Below are 19,832 nucleotides of genomic sequence, written 5' to 3'. Positions count from 1 at the left end.
TCAGCAGGAGGTCGACACGTAGTTGATCGACGGTGCGAGGAGGCGCTCCGCCCAGACCGTGTGCATCTTGACGTACGCGTCCGGGTTCAGGATGTCCGCCACCTGCTGGCCCGGGGACTCCTCGAGATGGGCGGAGTTGACGTGCTGGAGCAGGACGCCGAGCGTGCCGTCGAGGACGGAGCCGCCGCCTTCCACGGTGGGCGTGAGGATCGACTCGACCCAGACGGTGTGCATCTTGATGTAGCTGTCGAGCTTCAGCGCGTCCTGGACCTGCTGGCCCGGGGACTCCTCCAGGTGGGCCTTGTTGAGGTGCTGGAGGATGGGCAGGAGGACCTGCTGGACGCTCTGGCACTGCCCGGCGTCGTCACCGTCGTCGCCACCGCCGGAACCGCCGCTCGACCCTCCGGTGGCGCCGCCCATGGAGCCGCCTGACTCGTGACCCCCGGACGAACCGCCGGACGAGCCGCCGGTGGAACCGCCCGTCGAGCCGCCGGATCCGCTGCCGCCGGTCGAGCCACCGGAGCCGGAACCGCCCGTGCTTCCGGAGCCGCCCGTGCTGCCCGAACCACCCGTGTCCGAACCGCCCGCCCCGCCGCCGGAGTCGTCCGCCACCACCGTGATCGACGCGACCATGTCGGGGTGCACGGCACAGTAGTACTCGTACTTTCCGGGCTTGGTGAAGGTGTACGACCAGCTGTCGCCCTTCTCCATCGTGCCGGAGTCGAACTTCGCGGGGCCGCTCGTCGCGGTGACCGTGTGTGGAGCGGAGTCCTCGTTGACCCACTTCACGGTCTCGCCGACCTTGACGGTCATCTTGGTCTGCGCGAACTTCATGTCCGCGATCTTCATCGTGTGGTCGGCCGCAGCTGCCGCGGCGGCGGGCCGCTGCTCCTGCATCTGGGCCATCGAGTGGGCCTCGGCGGCCGGTTGGGGCGCGGCGGTGGCGGGAGCCGCGGCTCCGTCGGCCGCCTGGAGGAGGCCGAGGCAGCCCACGGACGCCAGGGCGGCGCCGAGCCCGGCCGCGAGCAGGGCACGATTGCCGCGCCGGGACGGCGGGCGCTGCCGCGCCTGTGTGTCGCGATCGGAAACGTCAGTAGTCATGAACGAACTTCTCCTCACGGTTCCTTGCGGATCGGCTTGTGGACTGGGTGATGGTGGTACGCGGGTCAACGGCCGGGAGCGGCGGTGACCAGCAAACTCGTCGCGGCGAGCACGACGAGGACGAGCCCCGTCTCGGCCGCGACCGAGTAGACGAAGGGCCGTACGGTCGCGCGGTCCCCGCGCAGTAGAACGGCGATGTCGAGCCGGGTGCGCACCCAGCCGCGACTGCGCTGCGCGATGAGCAACACCCCGGCCAGCAGCGCGAGTTTGACGAGCAGCAGCTGCCCGTATCCGGTGGCGAAGAGGGCGTCGAACGAGCCGACGACCTGCCAGGTGAGTACGGCCCCGGCTGCCGCGATCGCGGCGACGGACACCCCGGCGAGCACCGAGTAGCCGGAGACGGCGGTCGACATCTCCTCCGGGCGGCGGCGCGGCAGCACGCCGGCCAGCAGCAGGGTGAGTCCGCCGAGCCACAGCGAGATGCCGAGCAGATGGACGAGGTCTGCGACCGCGCCCCAACCCGGGTGACTGCCCTCGGAGTTGTGGCCCGCCATGCCCGTGGTGCGCAGCAGCCCCAGGCAGACGACGGCCGCACCGACCCGCCAGCCCGGCGACCGTGCGGCGCGCTCGCCGTTCTGCAACAGCGCGGCGAGCACCACCGCCGCGAGCACCCACATCAGGGCCCGGCAGGCCAGGGCGACACCGACCTCACTGCCCAACAGGTCGACGTACGTGGAGGCCTTGAACGCGTCGCCGACCGAGCCCATCGCGCCGTACGCGCCCTGTAGCCCGGCCGCCGCCACGGTGGCGACGAGGCCGGCCGCCCAGGACGAGGCGAGGATGCGCCGGGTCCTGCGCTCCCGTGTGCCATCGGGCCACAGCATCGCTACGAACGCGAGCCCGCCGACGTACAGCGCCAGCGCGAGATATCCGACCCAGCGGGCGACGGCCCAGGCGGTGCGGACCGTGCCGGACGGCGCGACCGCGGGGGCGGCGGCGTCGTCCGTGGATGTGTGGTCCGGAGCGGTGGAACCGGTGTGCGCGGGGAGGGCGAAGGACAGCGACCCGGAGGACGGATGCCCGTCCCCCTTGCTGCGTACATGCCAATCCAGGGTGAGGCGGCGGCCGGCTTCCTTGGCCTTGCGTAGGGGGATGTCGGCGGCAACGGTGTCGCGGACCTTCCCCTGCGCGAGCGCCAACTCGTCGCCGCCCAGGGTGACATGGAGGTCGGCGAGGTCGACGGGCTCGGTGAAGGTGAGCGTGACTTCCTTCGGGGGCTCGTCGAGACGGGCCCCGCTCTTGGGGGACGAGGACTCCAGCTCGGTGTGAGCGGAGGCGGCGGGGGTCGTGAACAGGAGTGCCACGAAGGCGAGAACGACGACGTAAAGGGAGCGAGTGCGAGTTCTCACGGCGTCAACTCCGTGAGCAGGGCGGGGTCGGAGGCCAGGCCGACGCAGGGGGTGACCTCTTCGTCGGATGCGGATTGAGAGCCGGGCGCCGATGAGGAGGTCCCGTCGCCCCCGTTGGTCAGGCCATCCAGAAGCCCGGTCACAGGGGTGAGCGCCCCCTTCAGGAGCGGCTGTACGAGGCGGACTTCTCCGGCCGCGCACGACGGCGACGTCGAGGGGGAGGAGGGGGAAGGCGAAGGGGTGGCGGACGGCGGTGATGAGGGGGTCGGCGAGTTCGGCGACGTGTGACCGGAATGGCCGGAGTCACCGGGAAGGCCACTGGAATTGTCGTGCCCCTCATGGCCGGCCGCGGCTTCCCCCGCTCCTCCCGTGCCGCCGCCGGGAATTCCGCCCACGGGCAGCTCGCCGGTGTCCCCGGTTCCGTCACCTCCGGAATCCGACGTGGGGGACTCGGTCGGTGTCGGAGCGGGGCTGCTGGGGGCGGACGGGGAGGCGGGCGCCCCGACGGTCGGCGGGGCGGTGCCGGCTGTGGTCTGGTCGGCCGTTGCGCCGATGCCGGACGCGTAGCCGAGGACGATGATCACGGCGGCGGCGAGCGCGCCGGCCACGACCTCGTCACGGTGGTCTCCTGGCCAGGAAGCCCTGGCGAAGAAGGACATGAATTTCCTCCTGACGGCGGACCTGCAATGCCAAGGAGTGCATCGACGCCAGGAGTCCCGGTGGATACGCGTCAGTTAATGCGCGGTTTCATTGCCTCATTTCTGCGACCAGGTCCACTGTGAGAAAGGTCTTCACCGGTGGAATGCACGCATTGCCGTACAGAGGGAAATGGCGAAAAGGAGCAAGGTGCCCATCAATTCTTCACGGAATGCCCGCTCCTGCATATGCCCGTCTCGTGGGCCACGTCCCCAGCCACCACGACGAGTTCGGCGACGGTGCCGGGGATGTCTTCAGGGGCGGCCCGGAGGATGTCCCGGGAGAGCACGGCGAAGTCCGCGACCTTGCCTACGGACAGCGAACCCCGCTCGTCCTCAAGGAAGTTGGCGTACGCCGAACCCATCGTGTAGGCGTGCACGGCCGTGGCCACGTCGACCGTCTCCTCGGGCATCCACGCCGGGCCGCCGGCCAGCGGCTTGCGGGTGATGGCGGTGTAGATGCCGATCATCGGGTCCATCTCCGCGACGTTCCAGTCGCTGGAGAACGCGAGGGTCGCGCCGGCCGCGTCGAGGGTGCGCATCGGCCACGCCTTGTGCCAGCGGCCCGCCCCGACGTTCGCCGCCCAGTCCTGGCCGGGGCCCGCGATCTCCGGTGCGCAGTGCCGCGGCTGCATGCACGCCACGACGCCGAGCCCGGCGAAGCGCGGCGCGTCCGCCGGGTCCAGGCACTCCACGTGCACGACCTGGTGGCGGGCGTCGCGCGGGCCGTTGACGGCGCGGGCCTGCTCGACGGCGTCCAGGACGGTGCGGATGCCCCGGTCGCCGGTGGCGTGCACGAAGCACTGGAAGCCGCGGGCGTCGAGCTTCGTGAGCAGGTCGGCGAACTCCTCGGCCGGGTAGAAGGTCTCGCCCCGGTGACCCCCACAGCCGGTCGAGTACGGTTCGAGGAGCGCGGCCGTGCGCGGCTCCACGACGTCGTCGATGTAGAGCTTGAGCGGGCCGAGTTGCATCCGCTCGTCGCGGTACGCGCGCGTGGCTGCCTCGAAGTCGTCGAGGTCCGCGTCCGAGGTGCCGCGTGGGTGGAACAGGGCGGCGACGAGCCGCGAGCGCAGCCGCCCCTCGGCCCTGGCCCGCTCGAACAGGGCCAGGTCGTCCAGGGAGTTCTGCGGCTCTACCACCGTGGTGATGCCGAACCGGATCGCGTCGTCGAGCGACTTCACGAGCCGCCCGTACTGCCGCTCGGGGCACGCCCACGGCACACCGAGCTCGCGCAGCGCCCGGTGGCCGTCCCGGGACAGCCCACGCACGGCGAAGTCCCGTACGAAGCCGGTGGGTTCACCGGTCGTCGGGTCGGTCTGGGCGATGCCGAAGGGGAGTTCCGTACGGTCGGCGCGGACGCCGAGCCGGTCCAGGGCCGCCGAGTTGAGCCAGGCCGTGTGCACGTCGTAGCTCAGGACCATGGCGGGGGTGTCACCGGTGACCGGGTCGAGGTCGGCGGCCGTGGGCATCCGGCCGTCCGGCAGCGCCGAGTAGTCGAATGCCTCGGCCTCGATCCAGGCGGCGTCCGGGTTCCGCTCGCGCCAGGCGGCGATGCGGTCGTGGATCTCCGAAAGGCTTGCCGCTCCGGCGAGTTGGACGCAGGCGTCGTCCGAGCCGAGCCGGACGTGGTTGTGGGCGTCGATGAACCCGGGCAGCACGAGCCGCCCCTCCGCGTCGACGACCCGGGTGTCCGGGCCGGTCCAGCGCCCGGCGTCCGCGTCGTCGCCGAGCCACACGATCCGCCCGTCGCGCACGGCGAGCGCCTCGGCCGCGGGCAGTTCCGGATCGACGGTGTGGATGCGGGCGCCGCGCAGGACGAGGTCGGCGGGGGCGGGTTCGGGGGAGTGGTGCTGTGCGCGTGCCATGGGGATGCGGTTCTTTCTCGTACGAGGGGTGTGGTGAGGGAAGGGGTGTCACGCGGTGTGCGGGCGCGCGCTGGTGCGGGCAAAGGCCGCGTACACGACGGCCGCGACGACGGCGCCGAGGGCGCTGAGGTCCATGCCGCCGAGCGGGGCCACGAGCGGGCCCCGCCACAGGGCGCTGTCGCAGGTGAGCGCCGCGAAGACCATGCCGGCGAGCAGGGCGGTCAGGCCGGCGGGACTGTAGCCGGCGCGGTACCAGTAGCGGCCCGCGCGTCCGGTGTGCAGGGACTCGGCGTCGTAGCGGCAGCGGCGCAGCACCATGTCGGTGAGGAAGACACCGCCCCACGGCGCGAACACGATGACGAGCAGCGAGAGGAACGACAGCAGCGACTCCGTGAAGTCGACCAGGAACAGCGCGGCGAGCGAGCCTGCGGCCGTCACCGCCGCGCTGATCAGGATCGCCTTCGCGCGGCTCCAAGGGATGCCGAGGACCTGGAGGTTGAGGCTCGACGAGTACAGCGTGATGATCGAGTTGGTGACCGAGCCGCCGAGCACCAGGGCGAGGAACAGCGGCTGGAACCAGCCCGGCAGCAGCCCCTGCGTCCCGGCCACCGCGTCCGTGAGGTCGGCCTGTGTCGCGGCCGCCGCGCCGGCGACACCGAGGGCCACCGAGGAGATGAGTCCGCCGAGCGCCCCGTTCCAGGTGAGCGCGCGCATCGTGGTGGTCGCCGGCAGGTAGCGGGTGTAGTCGGCGGGCATCGGCACATAGCTGATCGGCCCGGCGAGGACCACGACGAACGCGAGGGACCAGGCGGCCGCACCGCCCGGCGCGGGTGCGGCGCCGGTGTCCGTGCCCGGCAGCAGGAACAGCAGCATCGCCGCGAACCCGATGGTCAGCGCGTACGCCAGCCAGCGCTCGGCCCACTGCACGGTCGCGTGGCCCCACAGTGCGACGGCGAAGGTGAGGGCCAGGGTGGCGGCGAGGCTCGCGGCGCGGGCGGCGGTGCCGTGCCAGCCGAGTTCGGCGCAGATCGCCTGGAGCGCGAGGACGCCGACGACGGTGTTCACGATGGTGTAGCCGATGCTGACGATCCAGTTCAGCAGGCCCGCCGGCCAGTTGCCGCGCACACCGAACGCGGCGCGGGAGATGACCAGCGTCGCCGTGCCCGTCCGTACGCCGCTCATGCCCGCCGCGCTGATGGCGAAGAACGTCAGGCCACCGAGGACGACCGCGAGCACGGCCTCCCAGAAGGACAGTCCGAACGAGACGGCCAGCGCGCCGTTGATGACGTAGGTGAACGTCAGGTTCGAACCGAACCAGAGCCAGAACAGGTCCCGCGCCCCGCCGTGCCGTTCGGACTCCGGGATCGGGTCGATGCCGTGCTCCTCGACCTGGAACACCTCGTCCCGGGCCGGCTGCGCGGGCGCGTCCGGCGTGGGGACGTCCCGCGTGGGGGCGTTCCGCGCGGTCGGGTGTGCCGTCATGCCGTCGCCTCTCGTCGCAAGGGAACGGCTTGAATGCCGTTCAAGAAACTTGAATGGCATTCAAGATGCGGCGCGGTGCCGCCCCACGTCAAGAGGTAGGCTGCGATCAGCACGAACAGCGGTGAGGGGCGGCACGGATGGCAGGGTCGACAGCGGCACGGTCGGGACGGCCGGGCGGCGATCTGCGGACCCGTACGCTCCAGGAAGCGACGGCCGTCGTCGCCGAGCAGGGCCTCGCGTCCCTGACCATGGCCTCGCTCGCCAAGCGGCTCGGCACCAGCGGCGGCCACCTGCTCTACTACTTCGGCTCGAAGAACCTGCTGCTCGTCGAGGCCCTGCGGTACAGCGAGGCCGCGCTCACCGACGAGCGGACGGGGCTGCTGGCCCGCAGGGTGACTCCGGCCCGCCGGCTCGACCTCTTCCTGGACCTGTATCTGCCGGCCGGCCCCCGCGACCCGCGCTGGATGCTCTGGATCGAGCTGTGGGCACGCTCAGGGGCCGACGACGAACTGCGCGCCGCGCAGCAGGAGTTGGACCAGGGTTGGCAGCGCGACCTGGAGGCGATCCTCGCCAAGGGGGTGGACCGCGGCGCCTTCGCCGTCGACGACGTCGCCGGCCGCGCGGCCCAACTCCTCGCGCTGCTCGACGGGTTGAGCACCCGGGTCGTCCTGGGCCAGCCGGGCGCCGAACACCGCCAGGCGCTGGCCGCGGCGCGCTCGGCGGCGGCGGCGCTGGTGCCGGCGGCGGGCTGACGCTCGCCGCGTTGCGGCCAGTCGTCAGCGGCCCGGTTGGCTGCCCGGCACCGGCGTGACGTCGGGCTCACGGGTGGCCATCGTCATCGCCATGATCAGCGCGACGAACCAGAACAATCCGGTGAAGGCGCCGATCACATTGACCACGACGACCAGCCGCAGGCGCTGAACCCTCCGGCGGCGGGCGACGAGCGTCGGCACGCTGAGGACGGCCAGCGCCACGAGCGCCACGACCAGCAGTTCGAAGGGGCCTATGTCTGAGAACACCAGGTCACCCTACCTGTGCTCGGGGCGCACGGGCGCCGACCGGCCCCGTGGGGGTATGTGCGGTCAGCCCCCGTACACGTCCTCCACGTAACGCCCCTCGGCCATCAGTGTGGTGAGCCACTGCTCGGCCGCGGACTCGTCGGCGCCCGGCGTGCGCTCGCGGTGCAGTGCGCGGAACGCGGCGCGGACGCCGGGTGCCATCCGGGCGCCGTCCCCGCACACGTACACCCGCGCCCCGGCGTCGAGGAGGCGGCCGATCTCGGCGCCCTCGGCGGCGATGCGGTGCTGGACGAAGGCGTGGCCGTCGACCGGGGCGTCGCTGAAGACGGGGCGGAGCGAGACCGCGCCCGCGGCGTCGGCGGCCCGGAGTTCGTCGGCGTGCATGAAGTCCCGCTCGGGGTGGTCGCAGCCGAAGTAGAGGAGCGCGGGCGGCAGTTGGGCGCCCTGCGCCGCTCGTTCGGTGACCACTCCGCGGAACGGGGCGAGACCCGTCCCCGCGGCGATCATGATGACCGGCTCGGGGGTGTCAGGTCCGATGCGGAAGGCGTCGCGGCACGGCTGGACACGGCCGAGGACGGTGTCACCGGGGCGGAGCGCGGCCAGGTGGTGCGAGCCCGTGCCCCGGTAGCGGCCGGTGCCGGAGGCGGCGGGCGCGTCGAGCACGGACACCATCAGGTCGACGTGGCCCGGGAGTTCGGCAGGGCTGGACGAGATGGAGTAGTGGCGCGGGCGCAGCGGCGGGAGCAGCCCGAGCAGCAGGTCCCAGCTCAGGACGTCGCGCAGCGCCGGGTGGTCCTCGACCAGGTCGAGGAAGGTGCGCGGGTCGTCTGCGGACAGCTCCCGCAGCGCGGCGGCCTCCGGCGGGCAGGGGTTCGCGGCGGCGAGCGCGGCCACCTCGTCGGGGCCCGGCCGGTGCTGCAACTCGACGTGGTACGTGAGCAGTTCGCGTACGGTGACGGGCCGGTCGAGGGGCAGGGCGTCGCGCCGCGGACGGGCGTCCCGGATGTCGAGCAGCGCGTCCGGGTCGAGGTCGAGGACCTTCAGCGCGCGCTCGACGAGCCCGTCCTCGTGCGCGGGCAGCACCGCGAGGTGGTCGCCGGTCCGGTACGACACACCATCGGGCAGCGCGAGCCGCACGAACCGCTTGACGCGGGGATGGCCGGGCGCCGTCAGGTCGCGCGCCTCGGTGACCGTCAGCGGAGCGAGCCCGTGCCGGGCCGCCGCGGCGTCCAGCGGCCCGCCGGTGATCTCGCGGATCTCGTAGGAGGTGGTGGGCTCGGCGGGGGTGTTCGCGGCGGTGGCCTCGGGGTCCCCGTACCGCTCCAGGAGGGTGGTGCGCAGGTCGGCGGTGAAGGCGCGGACGGTGCCGCCCAGGTCGCCGGAGGCGTCGGCGGCGGCCCGCTCGCACAGCCGCTCGGCGCCTTGCGCGGCCAGGCGCTCGTCGATGCGGGTGGGGAAGTGCTGGTAGGTGGCGGCCCAGTTGCGGTCGCCGACACCGAGCACGGCGTACTCCACGCCGTCCGAAGGTGTGTCGGCGTCGAGCCGGACGGCGAACTGCCCGGCGTCGTCGGTGGGCCGGCCGTTGTAGGACGCGGCGACGATCACCACGGGGCGGTCGGTCGGCAGACCCTCCGCGTACGCGTCCAGCGGAGCGACCTCCGTCTCGCAGCCGAGCGCGGCGGCCTCGTCGGCGAGCTGCGCGGCGAGCCCCGTGCAGGTGCCGTAGTTGCTGCCGTGCAGGAACAGGGCGCGGGTGCCGGGCAGTACCCGTGCCGGCAGTGTGTCGGACACCAGGTCCGCTTCGGCCTTGCCTGCGGCGCCGGGCAGGGGAGTGTGTCGGCGGTCGGCCGGGGTGCGCGGCGCGAGGGTGAGGGTGAAGCCGTCCGGCTTCAGGGTGAGGGTCTCCTTCACGGAGAGCTCGTAGTCGGCGTGGTCGACCAGGCGGTAGCGGTGCACGAGCATCGCGAGCAGCATCGTCGCCTCGTGCAGCGCGAACTGCCGCCCGATGCAGGCCCGTTCACCGGTGCCGAAGGGCTTGAAGGCGTGCGGGGAGCGCGCCGCCTCGGCCTCCGGCGTGAACCGGTTCGGGTCGAAGCGCTCCGGGTTGTCGCCCCACACCGGCTGCCGGTGCAGCATCGGCGACATGACGGTCACGGCCTGCCCCGCGCGCAGCGGAATGCGGCCGCCGAGCAGGGTGTCCTCGCGCGCCTCCCGGCTGAACGCGGCGGCCGTGGGCCACAGGCGCAGCGCCTCGTTGAGGACCTGCCGGGTGTACGTGAGCCGGCCGACCTCGTCGAAGTCCGGCGCCGGGTCCGTGGTGTCACCCCACAGGGCGTCCACCTCGCGGCGTACGAGATCGAGGGTGGCCGGGTTCTTGGCGAGGTAGTACAGGGCGAAGGACATGGCGCCCGACGTCGTCTCGTGCCCGGCGATCAGGAATGTGATGACCTGGTTGCGGATGTTGGCCGTGTCCAACGTGGAGCCGTCCTGCGGGTGCTGCGCCGTCAGCATCAGACCGAGCAGGTCGTCGGTGTGCCGCTCGCCGCTCTCGACGCGCGCGCTGATCACGTCGTCGACGACCTGGGCGAGATAGTCGGCGTCGGCGCGGAACGCCGCGTCGGCGGCCTCGTAGTCGCCGCCGGGCACCCGCGCCAGGCGCTTCATGCTCCACTCCAGGCAGCGCACCATCGCCTCGACGAACGGGTGCGGCTCGCTGCTCGCGAAGGAGGCGAAGTCGTAGCCGAATCCGGCGAGTCCGATGGTGTCGAGCGTCATCCGGGTCATGTCACCGGGCACGTCGACCGGGCTGCCGTCGGCGGCGGCGAGGTCCCAGGAGTCGACGAGGCGGCGCGCGACCTCGTACATCACCGGGTGGTACGTACGCATGGAGCCGAGCGCGAAGGCCGGCATCAGGATGTCGTGGGCGCGCGCCCAGTTCGGCTCGTCGTTGTAGGCGGTGAACAGGCCGTCGGCGGCGAACTCGCGGACGTTGCGCAGCGCCGGGCCGATGCTCTTCGCGAACCGCGTCTCGTCGGCGAGCTCGGTGACGAGGTCGAGTTCGGAGACGAACAGGGCGTCCCGGCCGTGCACCCGCCGCACCAGCTGCGGACCGTGCTCCCGCATCAGGCCCATGATCTGCTGCAGCGGTCCGGGGCCGAGGCCGGTGGCGGTGACGTCGACGACGGGGACACCGGCGGCGGCGTAGGCGCCGCCGTCGGGCGTGGGGGAGGGGGCGGGCGCGGAGTCCGGCATGGTGGGGCGGTGCCTTTCGCGAGGGGGAACCTGCTGTCGCAGCGTGGGGGAGCTGCGCCTTCCAGCTTGATCCGCTCCCCCTGCCGGCCAGGCCAGGTCCACTACATGATTGTGTAGTGGCTGACGGTGTATCGGACTTGTGCGCGGGCGCCGTCCGTGGCACAGCGGTACGTACGGAGGCGGGAGGCGAGGCGTCGGTGGACACCGGGGACGCCGTGTTGTGGCGCAATCGCGCGATGGTGCTGTTCGACCGGATCCCGATGCCGGTCGCGGTGTGCGATCCCTACGGCGACGTACGGCTGGTGAACGCCGCGTTCGCCCTGGAGTGGGGCACCACCGCGGGCCGCCTCAAGGGGCGCGCGATCCTCGACCTGTTCGCGCCGGTCGACGCGGCACAGGTCGACCGGATCGCACAGGCGCAGAAGGCGCGCCGCCGCTCGCGCTACACGGTGGCGGTGGCCTGGCGCGGCGGCGACGGGGCGCGGCGCCGGGGCGAGTTGATCGTCGACACGGTGAGCGAGACCGCGAACCGCGTGCCCGACCTGCTGGTGACGGTACGGGTGCTCGACACGGCCGTCGGGCCCGACGCGAAGCCGTCCGCGTCCGCGCCCGCGCACCCGCAGGAGGCGCGGATCCTGGCGCTGCTCGCCGCGGGCGCGACGACGGCCCGCACGGCCCGCGAGACCGGCCTGACGACCGACGGCGTCACCTACCACCTGCGCCAACTGTCGCGCCGCTGGGGCGCGTCGAACCGCACGGAACTGGTCGCCCGGGCGTATGCGGAGGGTGTGCTGGTGGCGGGGGTGTGGCCGCCGCGGCTCGCGTCGGCGGAGCCGGTGGACGGGGCTTCGGAGGGAAGAGCGGGGCAGGGCGCCGGGGGCTGAGCCGGACGGATGACTCCTCCGCTGCGGGGCGAGTGTCGGCCGGGAACCCCATTGGTGTGCCGTGGTAGCCAGGTTGACGTCCCATGCCGTCAGCGCACGGCCCCCGCTCTGGAACGAGGTCATTTCCTGTGACACCTCATCGTCGGACCGCGGGGGAGCGCCCCCGTAAGCGGTCGGCCGCCTGCCGGACCCGCATCGCTCGCACGGCACCCTTGGGCGTGGCCGGGGCTCTCCTGGGATCCGCCGCACTGCTGGCGGTGGGGCAGGCCGCGACGCCGGCCGCGTCCGCCGCCGCGCCGCAGACGGCGACGTTCGGGTACACCGGCAGCGGGCAGGGCTTCGTGGTGCCCGCGGGCGTGTGCCGGCTCCAAGTGGTGGCCGACGGTGCGCAGGGCGGCTCCGTGGCGCCCTCGACCGGTGGTCTGGGCGGCCAGGTGAGCGCCCAGCTGACGGTCGCACCGGGCAACGTGTTCCGGGTGCAGGTCGGCGGACAGGGCAGCAGCACCACCGGTGGCTACAACGGTGGTGGCTCCGGAGGTGCGGGGACCGACCGGCCCGACGGTGGCGGAGGCGGCGGCGCGAGCACCGTGCTCCGGTCCGGCAGCCCCCTGATCATCGCCGGGGGCGGTGGCGGGGCGGCGGGCTGGCTCCCCGATGTGAACGGCGGCAGCGGGGGCCGGGACGGCACCGACGGCGGCGACGACGGGGCCGCCGTCGGAGCCGCGAGAGGAGGCCAGGCCGGCGGGAAGGGCGCGGCCGGCGGTCAGGGCGGCACGGTGATCAACAACAGCCCCACTCTGGCGGGCGAGGACGGCGGGGCGGGCACCCCGGACAGCGGTGGCACCGGCGGCGCAGGAAACGCCGACATCGCTCCCACCGGCACGACCGGTGGCGCGGGCGGCGGAGGCGGGGGCGGCGGTGCCATCGGCGGGGGCGGTGGCGGCGGCGGAGGCGGTGAGAACTCCGGGGGCGGCGGCGGAGGAGGGTCCAGCATCGGGCCGACCGGGAGCACCTTCAGCGACGGTGCCCGCTCCGGCAACGGCCGGATCACCTTCAGCTACACGCCGGGCGAGGGCTGCTCGAGCCCGTCGCCGACCAATTCGACCCCGACGCCGTCACCCACCAGCGCGACCCCGACTCCGACCTCGACGCCGCCGTCTCCCGGCCCGACCACCTCGGTTCCCACCGGTGGTCCGTCGGGCGACCAACTGGCCGACACCGGGCCGTCGTCGGCGCGCCCGCTCCTGTTCGGCGCGGGCCTGCTCACGGCGCTCGGACTGGCCATCACCCTCGTCCGGGCCGGTCACCGCCGCGTCACCTCCCGCGGCCGCCGCGGCTGAGTAGGCGCAAAAGCCCGGGCCGCCCACGAAGGGCGGCCCGGGCTCTTACGCAGAGGGTGGTTACGCCGGACTCTCGCCCGCCTCCAGTGCCACATCCTTCGTCTCCTTGCTGCACAGCAGCGCGACGAAGGTGAGGACGGCCATCGCCGACAGGTAGACGCCGACCAGCCACGGAGAGCCGTCGCCGGCATCCCACAGAGCCACCGCGATGAACGGGGCGACGGCCGCGCCGAGGACGGAGCTGACGTTGTACGAGATGCCGGAGCCGGTGTAGCGCACGGACGTCGGGAACATCTCCGGGAGCAGCGCGCCCATCGGGCCGAAGGTGAGGCCCATCAGCGTGAAGCCGAGGACCAGCCACAGCACCACACCGAGCGTGCCCAGCCCGATCAGCGGCACCCACACCAGACCGAACACGAAGATGCCCGCAGTGATCCACGCCAGCGTCTTGCGGCGGCCGTACTTGTCGGCCAGCGGCCCGGAGATGAGCGTGAACGCGGCGAAGAAGACCACGCCGAAGATCAGCATCAGGACGAACGTGGTGTAGCTGTAGCCGAGCCCGGGGACGGCGGCGTCCTTCGCGGTGCGGCCGTAGCTCAGCGAGAACGTCGTCATCAGGTAGAAGAGCACGTACGTCGCCAGCATCGCGAAGGTGCCGAGGATCAGCTGCTTCCAGTGGTGCCGGAACACGGTCGCCAGCGGCAGCTTGCGGACCTTCTTGGTCTCCTGCGTCTTGGTGAAGACCTCCGCCTCGACCAGGCGCATCCGCACCCACAGGCCGATCGCGACCATCACGGCCGAGAACAGGAACGGGATCCGCCAGCCCCACGACAGGAACGCCTGCGAAGGCTGCGAGGGGTCGGCGCCCGCAGCGGACGGCAGGAGGGCGGCGATGACCAGGAAGAGGCCGTTGCCGATGATGAACCCGAGCGGCGCGCCCAGCTGCGGGAACGTGCCCCACAGCGCCCGCTTGCCCGGAGGCGCGTTCTCCGTGGCGACCAGCGCCGCGCCGCTCCACTCGCCGCCGAGCGCGAAGCCCTGCGCGAGCCGCATCAGCACGAGGAACGCGGTGGCGGCCCAGCCGATCGACCCGTACGTGGGCAGCACGCCGATCAGGAAAGTGGCGATGCCCATCGTGAGCAGCGAGACGACCAGCGTCTTCTTGCGGCCGAGCCGGTCACCGAGGTGCCCGAAGAAGGCCGCGCCGATGGGCCGGGCCACCATCGCGGCGCCGAACACGGCGAACGACGACAGGAGCGCGGTGGTCGGGTCGCTGCTGGGGAAGAAGAGCGCGGGGAAGACGAGTACGGCGGCGGTCGCGTAGACGTAGAAGTCGTAGAACTCGATCGTCGTCCCGATGAGGCTGGCGATCAGGACCCGCGAGCGCGGGTTGACCGGCGCGGCCGGGTTCGGGCCGGAGGCGGGTGACGGCGCGGCGGACGTGGCAGGGGCCGGGCCGGTGGCAGAAGCGGACATCTTCGGGTCAATCCCAGGGGTGTTGCGGTGTACGTCCACCGGCACTCGACGCCGGCGACCCTCGCACCGGTCGGACGGTACGAGGATCACAACCTTTCATGTGTCTCACTCACCGGTAATGGGTGTTCGATATGTGAGACACGTAAAGGTGTGGCGGTCCGCCTATGCCGCCATCCACCGCTCCAACCCCGCCGCATCCAGGGGCAGTTCGGCCGACAGCACCTCCGAACCGGCACCGGTCACCAGAATGTCGTCCTCGATGCGTGCCCCGATGCCGCGCAGCTCCGGGGGCACGGTCGTGTCATGGGCGTGGAAGTACAGGCCCGGCTCGACCGTGAGCACCATGCCGGGAGCCATGCGGGCGCCCTGGTACGCGGAGTAGTCGGCGCGGGCGCAGTCGTGCACGTCGAGGCCGAGGTGGTGGCCGATGCCGCACACCAGATAGCGGCGGTGGTGCTGGCCCTTGGGGGAGAGGGCCTCGTCCACGGAGACCGGTAGCAGCCCCCAGTCGTCGAGGCCGCGCGCGACCACCTCCATCGACGCCGTGTGGAAGTCGGCCCAGTCCCGCCCCGGGCCCACGGCGTCGAGCCCGGCCCGGTGCGCGCGCTCCACCAGGTCGTGCACGGAGCGCTGGGCGGAGGTGAAGCGGCCGGACGCCGGGAAGGTGCGGGTGACGTCGGCCGTGTAGTAGCTGCGCGTCTCGACACCCATGTCCAGGAGCACCGCCGCGTCCTCGGCCACGGGCCCGTCGCAGCGCACCCAATGCAGCGTCGCGGCGTTGCGGCCGCTGCCCACGATCGTGGCGTACCCGGGACCGTTGCCGTACGTGCGGGCGTAGCGGTCGAAGGTGCCCTGCAGCCAGCGCTCGCCACCGCCGCGCACGGCCGCGGGAAACTCGCGGACCACCGCGGCGAAGCCCTCGACCGTACGGTTCACGGCCTCGCGCAGCTGGCCGATCTCCCACGCGTCCTTGACCATGCGCAGCTCGGAGAGCGCCCGGCCGAGGTCGGCGGAGACCGCGATCCCGTGGCGGCGGGCGGTGTCCGGATCCAGCGGGCCGGTGAGCAGCGGGCCCTGCGACGTGCACGCGGCCAGCGCCTCGTCCAGGGCGCCCAGCGGCGCCGTGTCCACGCGCAGCGCCTCGCGCCAGTCGTCCAGACCGGGGGCCGGGCCCACCCACAGTTCGCCGTGCGCCGCGTCCGCGAAGAACCCGGTCTCACCGGGGCGGGCCGGCGGCGGCAGATACAGCACCGCGTCGTGCCCGCCGGGCGCGGGACGCAGCACCAGAACGGCGCCCTCGACCGCGCAACCGGTCAGCCAGTAGAAGTCGCTGTCGGGCCGGAAGTCGTACGCGGTGTCATTGCTGCGCACCGGGGCCCGTCCGGCGGCGACCACGAGCGGCCGCCCGGCGAACTCCGCACTGAGCCGCGCACGGTGCGCGGCGGCCGCATCGGCGACCCCCGGCACGGTCGGTGGCGTCCGGTCGGCCTCGTCCCAGCCCTGGCCCATGTACGCGGCGAAGTCCGGCAGTTCGGCCAGGCGCGGCATCCGGGGATCCGGGGTGCTCGACCTGGGCGCGGAGGTGGCGGGGGTCGTCTCTGTCATGCCGACTCCAGTCCTTGAGAGGTCCGGGGAGCGGCACGCCGGCGGCGGTCCCACTCCGGGTTGATGCGCGGGATCGCCCCGAGCAGGGTGCGGGTGTACGTGTCCCGCGGCCGGTCGAAGACGTCCGTGGCGCGGCCGGACTCGACGATACGTCCCTGGTGCATCACCGCCACGCGGTGGGCGATCCGGCGGACCACGGCGAGATCGTGGGCGATGAACAGGTAGGAGAAGCCGTTCTCCCGTTGCAGGCGCAGCAGCAGGTTCATCACCTGGGCCTGCACCGACACGTCGAGCGCGGACACCGCCTCGTCGCAGATCACCAGCTGCGGGCCGACCGCGAGCGCGCGGGCGATGCCGATGCGCTGCGCCTGGCCGCCGGAGAACTGTGCGGGATAGCGCAGCGCGTGGTCCGGGTTGAGGCCGACGCGCTCCATCAGCTCGCGGGTGAAGGCGCGGCGGCCTCCCGGGACCGGCAGGTGCTGGTAGTCGAGCGGGGCGGTCAGGATGCGTTCGACGGTGTGCCGGGGGTTGAGCGAGGAGTACGGGTCCTGGAACACCACTTGTACGTTGCTGCGGAAGCGGGCGAGCGCGGCGCCGCCCGCGCGTGTCACGTCCTCGCCCGCGAACTCCAGGGTGCCGGCGGTGGGTTCCATCAGCTTGGCCACCAGGCGCGCGGTGGTCGACTTGCCGCTGCCGGACTCGCCGACCACGGCGAGCGTCTCGCCGGGGTGGATGTCGAGGCTCACGTCGTCGACCGCGGTGGTCTCGGACGTGCGGCCGAGCGAGCCGCGCGTGGTGAACGTCTTGGTCAGCCCGCGGGCACGCAGCAGTGGCACGCGCCCGGAGTCGGAGTGGTCGAGGGTCACCGGGGGGCCTCCTGTGCCGCGCCGAGAGGTGTGAGATCGGCGAGCGTCCCGCCGGGCTCGGCCAGTTCGTCGTCGATGCGGGGGATCGCCTCCAACAGCTTTCTCGTATAGGCGTGTTGGGGCGCGCAGAAGACGTCCTCCGTCGTCGCGTACTCCAGTTGCTCGCCGCCCCGCATCACCAGCACACGGCCCGCCAGGTTGGCGATCACCGCCAGATCGTGGGTGATGAACAGCATGCCGGTGCTGGTCTGTTGCTGGAGTTCGGTGAGGAGCGTGAGGATCTGGTCCTGCACGGTGACATCGAGGGCGGTGGTCGGCTCGTCCGCGATCAGCAGCGCCGGTTCGCACACCAACGCCATGGCGATCATGACGCGTTGGCGCTGGCCGCCGGAGAACTGGTGCGGGAAGTGGTCCACACGCTCGGCGGGCCTCGGGATGCCGACCTGGCCGAGCGCCTCGATGACCTGCCTGCGTGCCGTCCGCCGCGAGCCGCCGCGGTGGCTGCGGTAGGCCTCGGCGATCTGCAGGCCCACCGTGTAGTACGGGTTGAGCGAGGACAGCGGGTCCTGGAACACCATCGACATCGCGTCACCGCGCAGCCGGCGCAGCTCCCGGTCGGGGCGGCCGAGCAGCTCGCGGCCCTGGAAGCGGACGCTGCCGCTGGTGCGCGCGCCGCGCGGAAGCAGGCCCATGACCGCGAGCGAGGTCATGGACTTCCCGCTGCCGGACTCGCCGACGATGCCGAGGGTCTCGCCCCGCTCCACGGTGAACGACAGATCGCGGACGACGTCGACGGGCCCGCGCCCGGTGGGGAACGTGACGGTCAGCCCCTCGACCGTCAACAGGCCTTCTGTAGCTGCTCTTTGGTTCGGTATCTCGGAAGTCATGACGCGGTGATCCTCACGCGCGGGTCCAGGAAGGTGTACAGGACGTCGACGACGAGGTTGCCGAGCACCACGAAGAAGGCCGCGAGGAGCGTGACCGCCATGATGACCGGCTGGTCGTTCTTGGAGATCGCGTCGGAGGCCATCTTGCCCACGCCGTTCAGCCCGAAGACGGTCTCGGTGATGATCGCCCCGCCGAGCAGCCCCGCGAAGTCCATGCCGAAGAGCGTGGTGATGGGGGTGAGCGCGGGTCGCAGCGCGTGCCGACGCATCAGCAGCGTCGGCCGCAGCCCCTTCGCCCGCGCCGTACGTACGAAGTTCTCGGAGAGGGTGTCGATGACGTTGGAGCGGGTCAACCGCGCGTACAGACAGGCGTATCCGGTGGCGAGCACGATCCACGGCATCAGATACGACTCGAGCCACATCTGCGGATCGTCGCCGAAGGAGACCGCCGCAGGGAAGGGCAGGATCTGCAGCTTGACCACGAGCACGTACTGAAGGGCCAGCGCCAGTACGTAGTTGGGGATGCTGGAGCCGCCGAGCGCGAGGCTCATCGCGCCGCGGTCCCACCAGGTGCCCTCCTTGACGCCGCTGAGCAGCCCGCAGGCCACCCCGGCGAGCAGCCACAGCACGGCGGCACCGATCGCGACGGTCGCGCTCACGGGAAGGCGCTGGAGCACCATGTCCCAGACGGACTGGCCGCTCTGGAAGCTGTAGCCGAGGCAGGGGGCGTGGCAGTGCACGAGGTTCGCGCCGCTGCCGTAGTCGCGGCCGACGACGATGCCGCTGAGGAAGTCCCACAGCTGCGTGAAGAACGGCAGATCGAGACCGAGGGACGACCTGATGGTCTCGATCCGCTCGGCGGTACAGGTCTTGCCGCAGATCATCACGGCCGGGTCGGGGGAGAGCTGGAAGAAGATCAGGTACGTGAAGACGCAGACAGCCACGAGGATGAGAGCCACCCAGGCGAGGCGTCCGGCGAGATAACGGGCCATCAGACGGCCTCCCCCGCGTCGAGGGCGTGCCGGATCCGGTCGCCGAGCACGGTCAGCGAGAGCACCGTGCCGAACAGGAAGGCGCCGGGGATCGCGAAGTACAGGGGGTCGACCTGGTACCAGGAGACGGAACTCGCGATCATCTGCCCCCACGACGCCGTCGGCGGGGTGACGCCGACGCCGAGGAAGGAGAGACCCGCCTCCGTACCGATGTAGCCAGGCACCGACAACGTCGCCATGACCAGGACCGAGTTGCGCAGATTCGGCAGGATCTCCTTGAACACCAGGGGCCACTTGGCCGCGCCCGAAGCCCTGGCCGCCTCGACGAACTCCCGCTCGGCCAGCGCCAGCGTCTGCCCGCGCACCACGCGCGCCAGATACGGCCAGCCGAACACGCTGAGCACGACGACAAGGAGCGGCGCCCGGCCGCTGCCCGGCAGCGCGGACAGGATCGCGATCATGAAGATGAGCGCGGGGAACGCCATCAGGAAGTCCATGAGCCGGGAGATCACCGTGTCCACCCAGCCGCGCAGGAACCCGGCGAGCACCCCGAGCACCGTGCCGATCGCGGTGGTGATCAGGGTGGCGGCGACGGCGATCAGAAGTGAGGTACGGGCCCCGTAGGCGATCCGCGCCAGCACGTCGCGGCCGTTCTGCGGCTCGACGCCGAACCAGTGCTCGGCGCTGATCCCGCCGAACGAGCCGCGCGGCAGGCCGCCGATGTCGGTGTCGACGGCCGCGCGGTCGAAGGCGTCGGGGCCGTGCCCCGTGATCATGGTGAGCAGTGGGGCGAACAGCGCCATCAGGACGATCAGGAGCAGGAAGGCGGTGCTGAGCACCGCCCCGACATCGCGGGACAGGGCGTGCAGGACCCGGCGCCCGGTGGAGCCGGGCAGCTCGGTGCCCGGCGGCGCGCCGGCCGTGCCCGGCTGCGCCTCGTGGAGGACGGAAGTGGACAT

General features: G+C 72.3%; 16 protein-coding genes. 3 read left to right on the top strand and 13 right to left on the bottom strand.

All coding sequences use genetic code 11. The annotated features are described in order from the left end of the window. From OHA73_RS04495 to OHA73_RS04475, 5 genes are all read right to left on the bottom strand, one after another. Positions 1 to 1,101: a cupredoxin domain-containing protein gene (locus OHA73_RS04495; RefSeq protein WP_327654253.1), complete on the bottom strand. Its 1,101-nt coding sequence runs from the start codon at positions 1,099 to 1,101 to the stop codon at positions 1 to 3. Between the two features lie 65 nt (positions 1,102 to 1,166). After that, a complete protein-coding gene (locus tag OHA73_RS04490) occupies positions 1,167 to 2,510 on the bottom strand; it encodes a copper resistance CopC/CopD family protein (RefSeq protein WP_327654252.1) in 1,344 nt (447 codons plus the stop codon). Further along, the gene (locus OHA73_RS04485) at positions 2,507 to 3,169 is read right to left on the bottom strand and encodes a hypothetical protein (RefSeq protein ID WP_327654251.1); all 663 of its coding nucleotides are present in this window, start codon (positions 3,167 to 3,169) and stop codon (positions 2,507 to 2,509) included. The genes OHA73_RS04490 and OHA73_RS04485 overlap by 4 nt, the downstream gene beginning before the upstream one ends. Positions 3,170 to 3,363: 194 nt before the next feature. Further along, positions 3,364 to 5,070: an amidohydrolase gene (locus OHA73_RS04480; RefSeq protein ID WP_327654250.1), complete on the bottom strand. Its 1,707-nt coding sequence runs from the start codon at positions 5,068 to 5,070 to the stop codon at positions 3,364 to 3,366. A gap of 48 nt (positions 5,071 to 5,118) precedes the next feature. Continuing rightward, on the bottom strand, positions 5,119 to 6,552 hold the full coding sequence (locus tag OHA73_RS04475) for a purine-cytosine permease family protein (RefSeq protein WP_327654249.1): 1,434 nt from the start codon (positions 6,550 to 6,552) through the stop codon (positions 5,119 to 5,121). A 137-nt stretch (positions 6,553 to 6,689) separates the two neighbouring features. On the opposite strand from OHA73_RS04475, the gene OHA73_RS04470 reads away from it, so the two are divergent. Continuing rightward, the gene (locus tag OHA73_RS04470) at positions 6,690 to 7,304 is read left to right on the top strand and encodes a TetR/AcrR family transcriptional regulator (RefSeq protein ID WP_327654248.1); all 615 of its coding nucleotides are present in this window, start codon (positions 6,690 to 6,692) and stop codon (positions 7,302 to 7,304) included. Between the two features lie 24 nt (positions 7,305 to 7,328). Here the strand turns inward: OHA73_RS04470 and OHA73_RS04465 are convergent, their stop codons facing one another. Together OHA73_RS04465 and OHA73_RS04460 are read right to left on the bottom strand one after the other, a co-directional pair. After that, positions 7,329 to 7,571: a superinfection immunity protein gene (locus OHA73_RS04465; protein ID WP_327654247.1), complete on the bottom strand. Its 243-nt coding sequence runs from the start codon at positions 7,569 to 7,571 to the stop codon at positions 7,329 to 7,331. A 63-nt stretch (positions 7,572 to 7,634) separates the two neighbouring features. Further along, positions 7,635 to 10,823 (bottom strand): cytochrome P450, encoded by a 3,189-nt coding sequence (locus tag OHA73_RS04460; RefSeq protein ID WP_327654246.1) that lies wholly within the window; start codon positions 10,821 to 10,823, stop codon positions 7,635 to 7,637. A gap of 236 nt (positions 10,824 to 11,059) precedes the next feature. On the opposite strand from OHA73_RS04460, the gene OHA73_RS04455 reads away from it, so the two are divergent. Together OHA73_RS04455 and OHA73_RS04450 are read left to right on the top strand one after the other, a co-directional pair. After that, complete coding sequence (locus OHA73_RS04455) at positions 11,060 to 11,707, top strand: PAS domain-containing protein (protein WP_327658407.1); 648 nt, start codon at positions 11,060 to 11,062, stop codon at positions 11,705 to 11,707. 218 nt (positions 11,708 to 11,925) lie between these two features. Beyond that, positions 11,926 to 13,047, top strand: a complete 1,122-nt coding sequence (locus OHA73_RS04450; RefSeq protein ID WP_327654245.1) for a hypothetical protein — start codon at positions 11,926 to 11,928, stop codon at positions 13,045 to 13,047. Between the two features lie 60 nt (positions 13,048 to 13,107). Here the strand turns inward: OHA73_RS04450 and OHA73_RS04445 are convergent, their stop codons facing one another. The 6 genes from OHA73_RS04445 to OHA73_RS04420 form a co-directional block, all read right to left on the bottom strand. Further along, complete coding sequence (locus OHA73_RS04445) at positions 13,108 to 14,523, bottom strand: MFS transporter (protein WP_327654244.1); 1,416 nt, start codon at positions 14,521 to 14,523, stop codon at positions 13,108 to 13,110. 162 nt (positions 14,524 to 14,685) lie between these two features. Further along, positions 14,686 to 16,128: an aminopeptidase P family protein gene (locus OHA73_RS04440; RefSeq protein WP_327654243.1), complete on the bottom strand. Its 1,443-nt coding sequence runs from the start codon at positions 16,126 to 16,128 to the stop codon at positions 14,686 to 14,688. Next, entirely contained in the window at positions 16,125 to 16,994 is an 870-nt protein-coding gene (locus OHA73_RS04435) for an ATP-binding cassette domain-containing protein (protein WP_327654242.1), read from the bottom strand. The genes OHA73_RS04440 and OHA73_RS04435 overlap by 4 nt, the downstream gene beginning before the upstream one ends. Further along, positions 16,991 to 17,836, bottom strand: coding sequence for an ABC transporter ATP-binding protein (locus OHA73_RS04430; protein WP_327654241.1), 846 nt, complete (start codon positions 17,834 to 17,836; stop codon positions 16,991 to 16,993). The genes OHA73_RS04435 and OHA73_RS04430 overlap by 4 nt, the downstream gene beginning before the upstream one ends. 41 nt (positions 17,837 to 17,877) lie before the next feature. Further along, entirely contained in the window at positions 17,878 to 18,873 is a 996-nt protein-coding gene (locus OHA73_RS04425) for an ABC transporter permease (protein WP_266717189.1), read from the bottom strand. Continuing rightward, positions 18,873 to 19,832: an ABC transporter permease gene (locus OHA73_RS04420; protein WP_327654240.1), complete on the bottom strand. Its 960-nt coding sequence runs from the start codon at positions 19,830 to 19,832 to the stop codon at positions 18,873 to 18,875. Before OHA73_RS04420 ends, OHA73_RS04425 begins: the two co-directional genes overlap by 1 nt.

This window comes from Streptomyces sp. NBC_00483, from assembly GCF_036013745.1.
Taxonomy (GTDB): domain Bacteria; phylum Actinomycetota; class Actinomycetes; order Streptomycetales; family Streptomycetaceae; genus Streptomyces.
This window is presented reverse-complemented; position numbering and strand designations above follow the sequence as displayed.

What these genes read in the sequence shown, in the direction of transcription:
- OHA73_RS04460 (WP_327654246.1), bottom strand. Translation starts at nt 10,823, where the DNA reads ATGCCGGACTCCGCGCCCGCCCCCTCCCCCACGCCCGACGGCGGCGCC.
- OHA73_RS04420 (WP_327654240.1), bottom strand. Translation starts at nt 19,832, where the DNA reads ATGTCCACTTCCGTCCTCCACGAGGCGCAGCCGGGCACGGCCGGCGCG.
- OHA73_RS04455 (WP_327658407.1), top strand. Translation starts at nt 11,060, where the DNA reads ATGGTGCTGTTCGACCGGATCCCGATGCCGGTCGCGGTGTGCGATCCC.
- OHA73_RS04445 (WP_327654244.1), bottom strand. Translation starts at nt 14,523, where the DNA reads ATGTCCGCTTCTGCCACCGGCCCGGCCCCTGCCACGTCCGCCGCGCCG.
- OHA73_RS04470 (WP_327654248.1), top strand. Translation starts at nt 6,690, where the DNA reads ATGGCAGGGTCGACAGCGGCACGGTCGGGACGGCCGGGCGGCGATCTG.
- OHA73_RS04495 (WP_327654253.1), bottom strand. Translation starts at nt 1,101, where the DNA reads ATGACTACTGACGTTTCCGATCGCGACACACAGGCGCGGCAGCGCCCG.
- OHA73_RS04475 (WP_327654249.1), bottom strand. Translation starts at nt 6,552, where the DNA reads ATGACGGCACACCCGACCGCGCGGAACGCCCCCACGCGGGACGTCCCC.
- OHA73_RS04480 (WP_327654250.1), bottom strand. Translation starts at nt 5,070, where the DNA reads ATGGCACGCGCACAGCACCACTCCCCCGAACCCGCCCCCGCCGACCTC.
- OHA73_RS04485 (WP_327654251.1), bottom strand. Translation starts at nt 3,169, where the DNA reads ATGTCCTTCTTCGCCAGGGCTTCCTGGCCAGGAGACCACCGTGACGAG.
- OHA73_RS04425 (WP_266717189.1), bottom strand. Translation starts at nt 18,873, where the DNA reads ATGGCCCGTTATCTCGCCGGACGCCTCGCCTGGGTGGCTCTCATCCTC.
- OHA73_RS04440 (WP_327654243.1), bottom strand. Translation starts at nt 16,128, where the DNA reads ATGACAGAGACGACCCCCGCCACCTCCGCGCCCAGGTCGAGCACCCCG.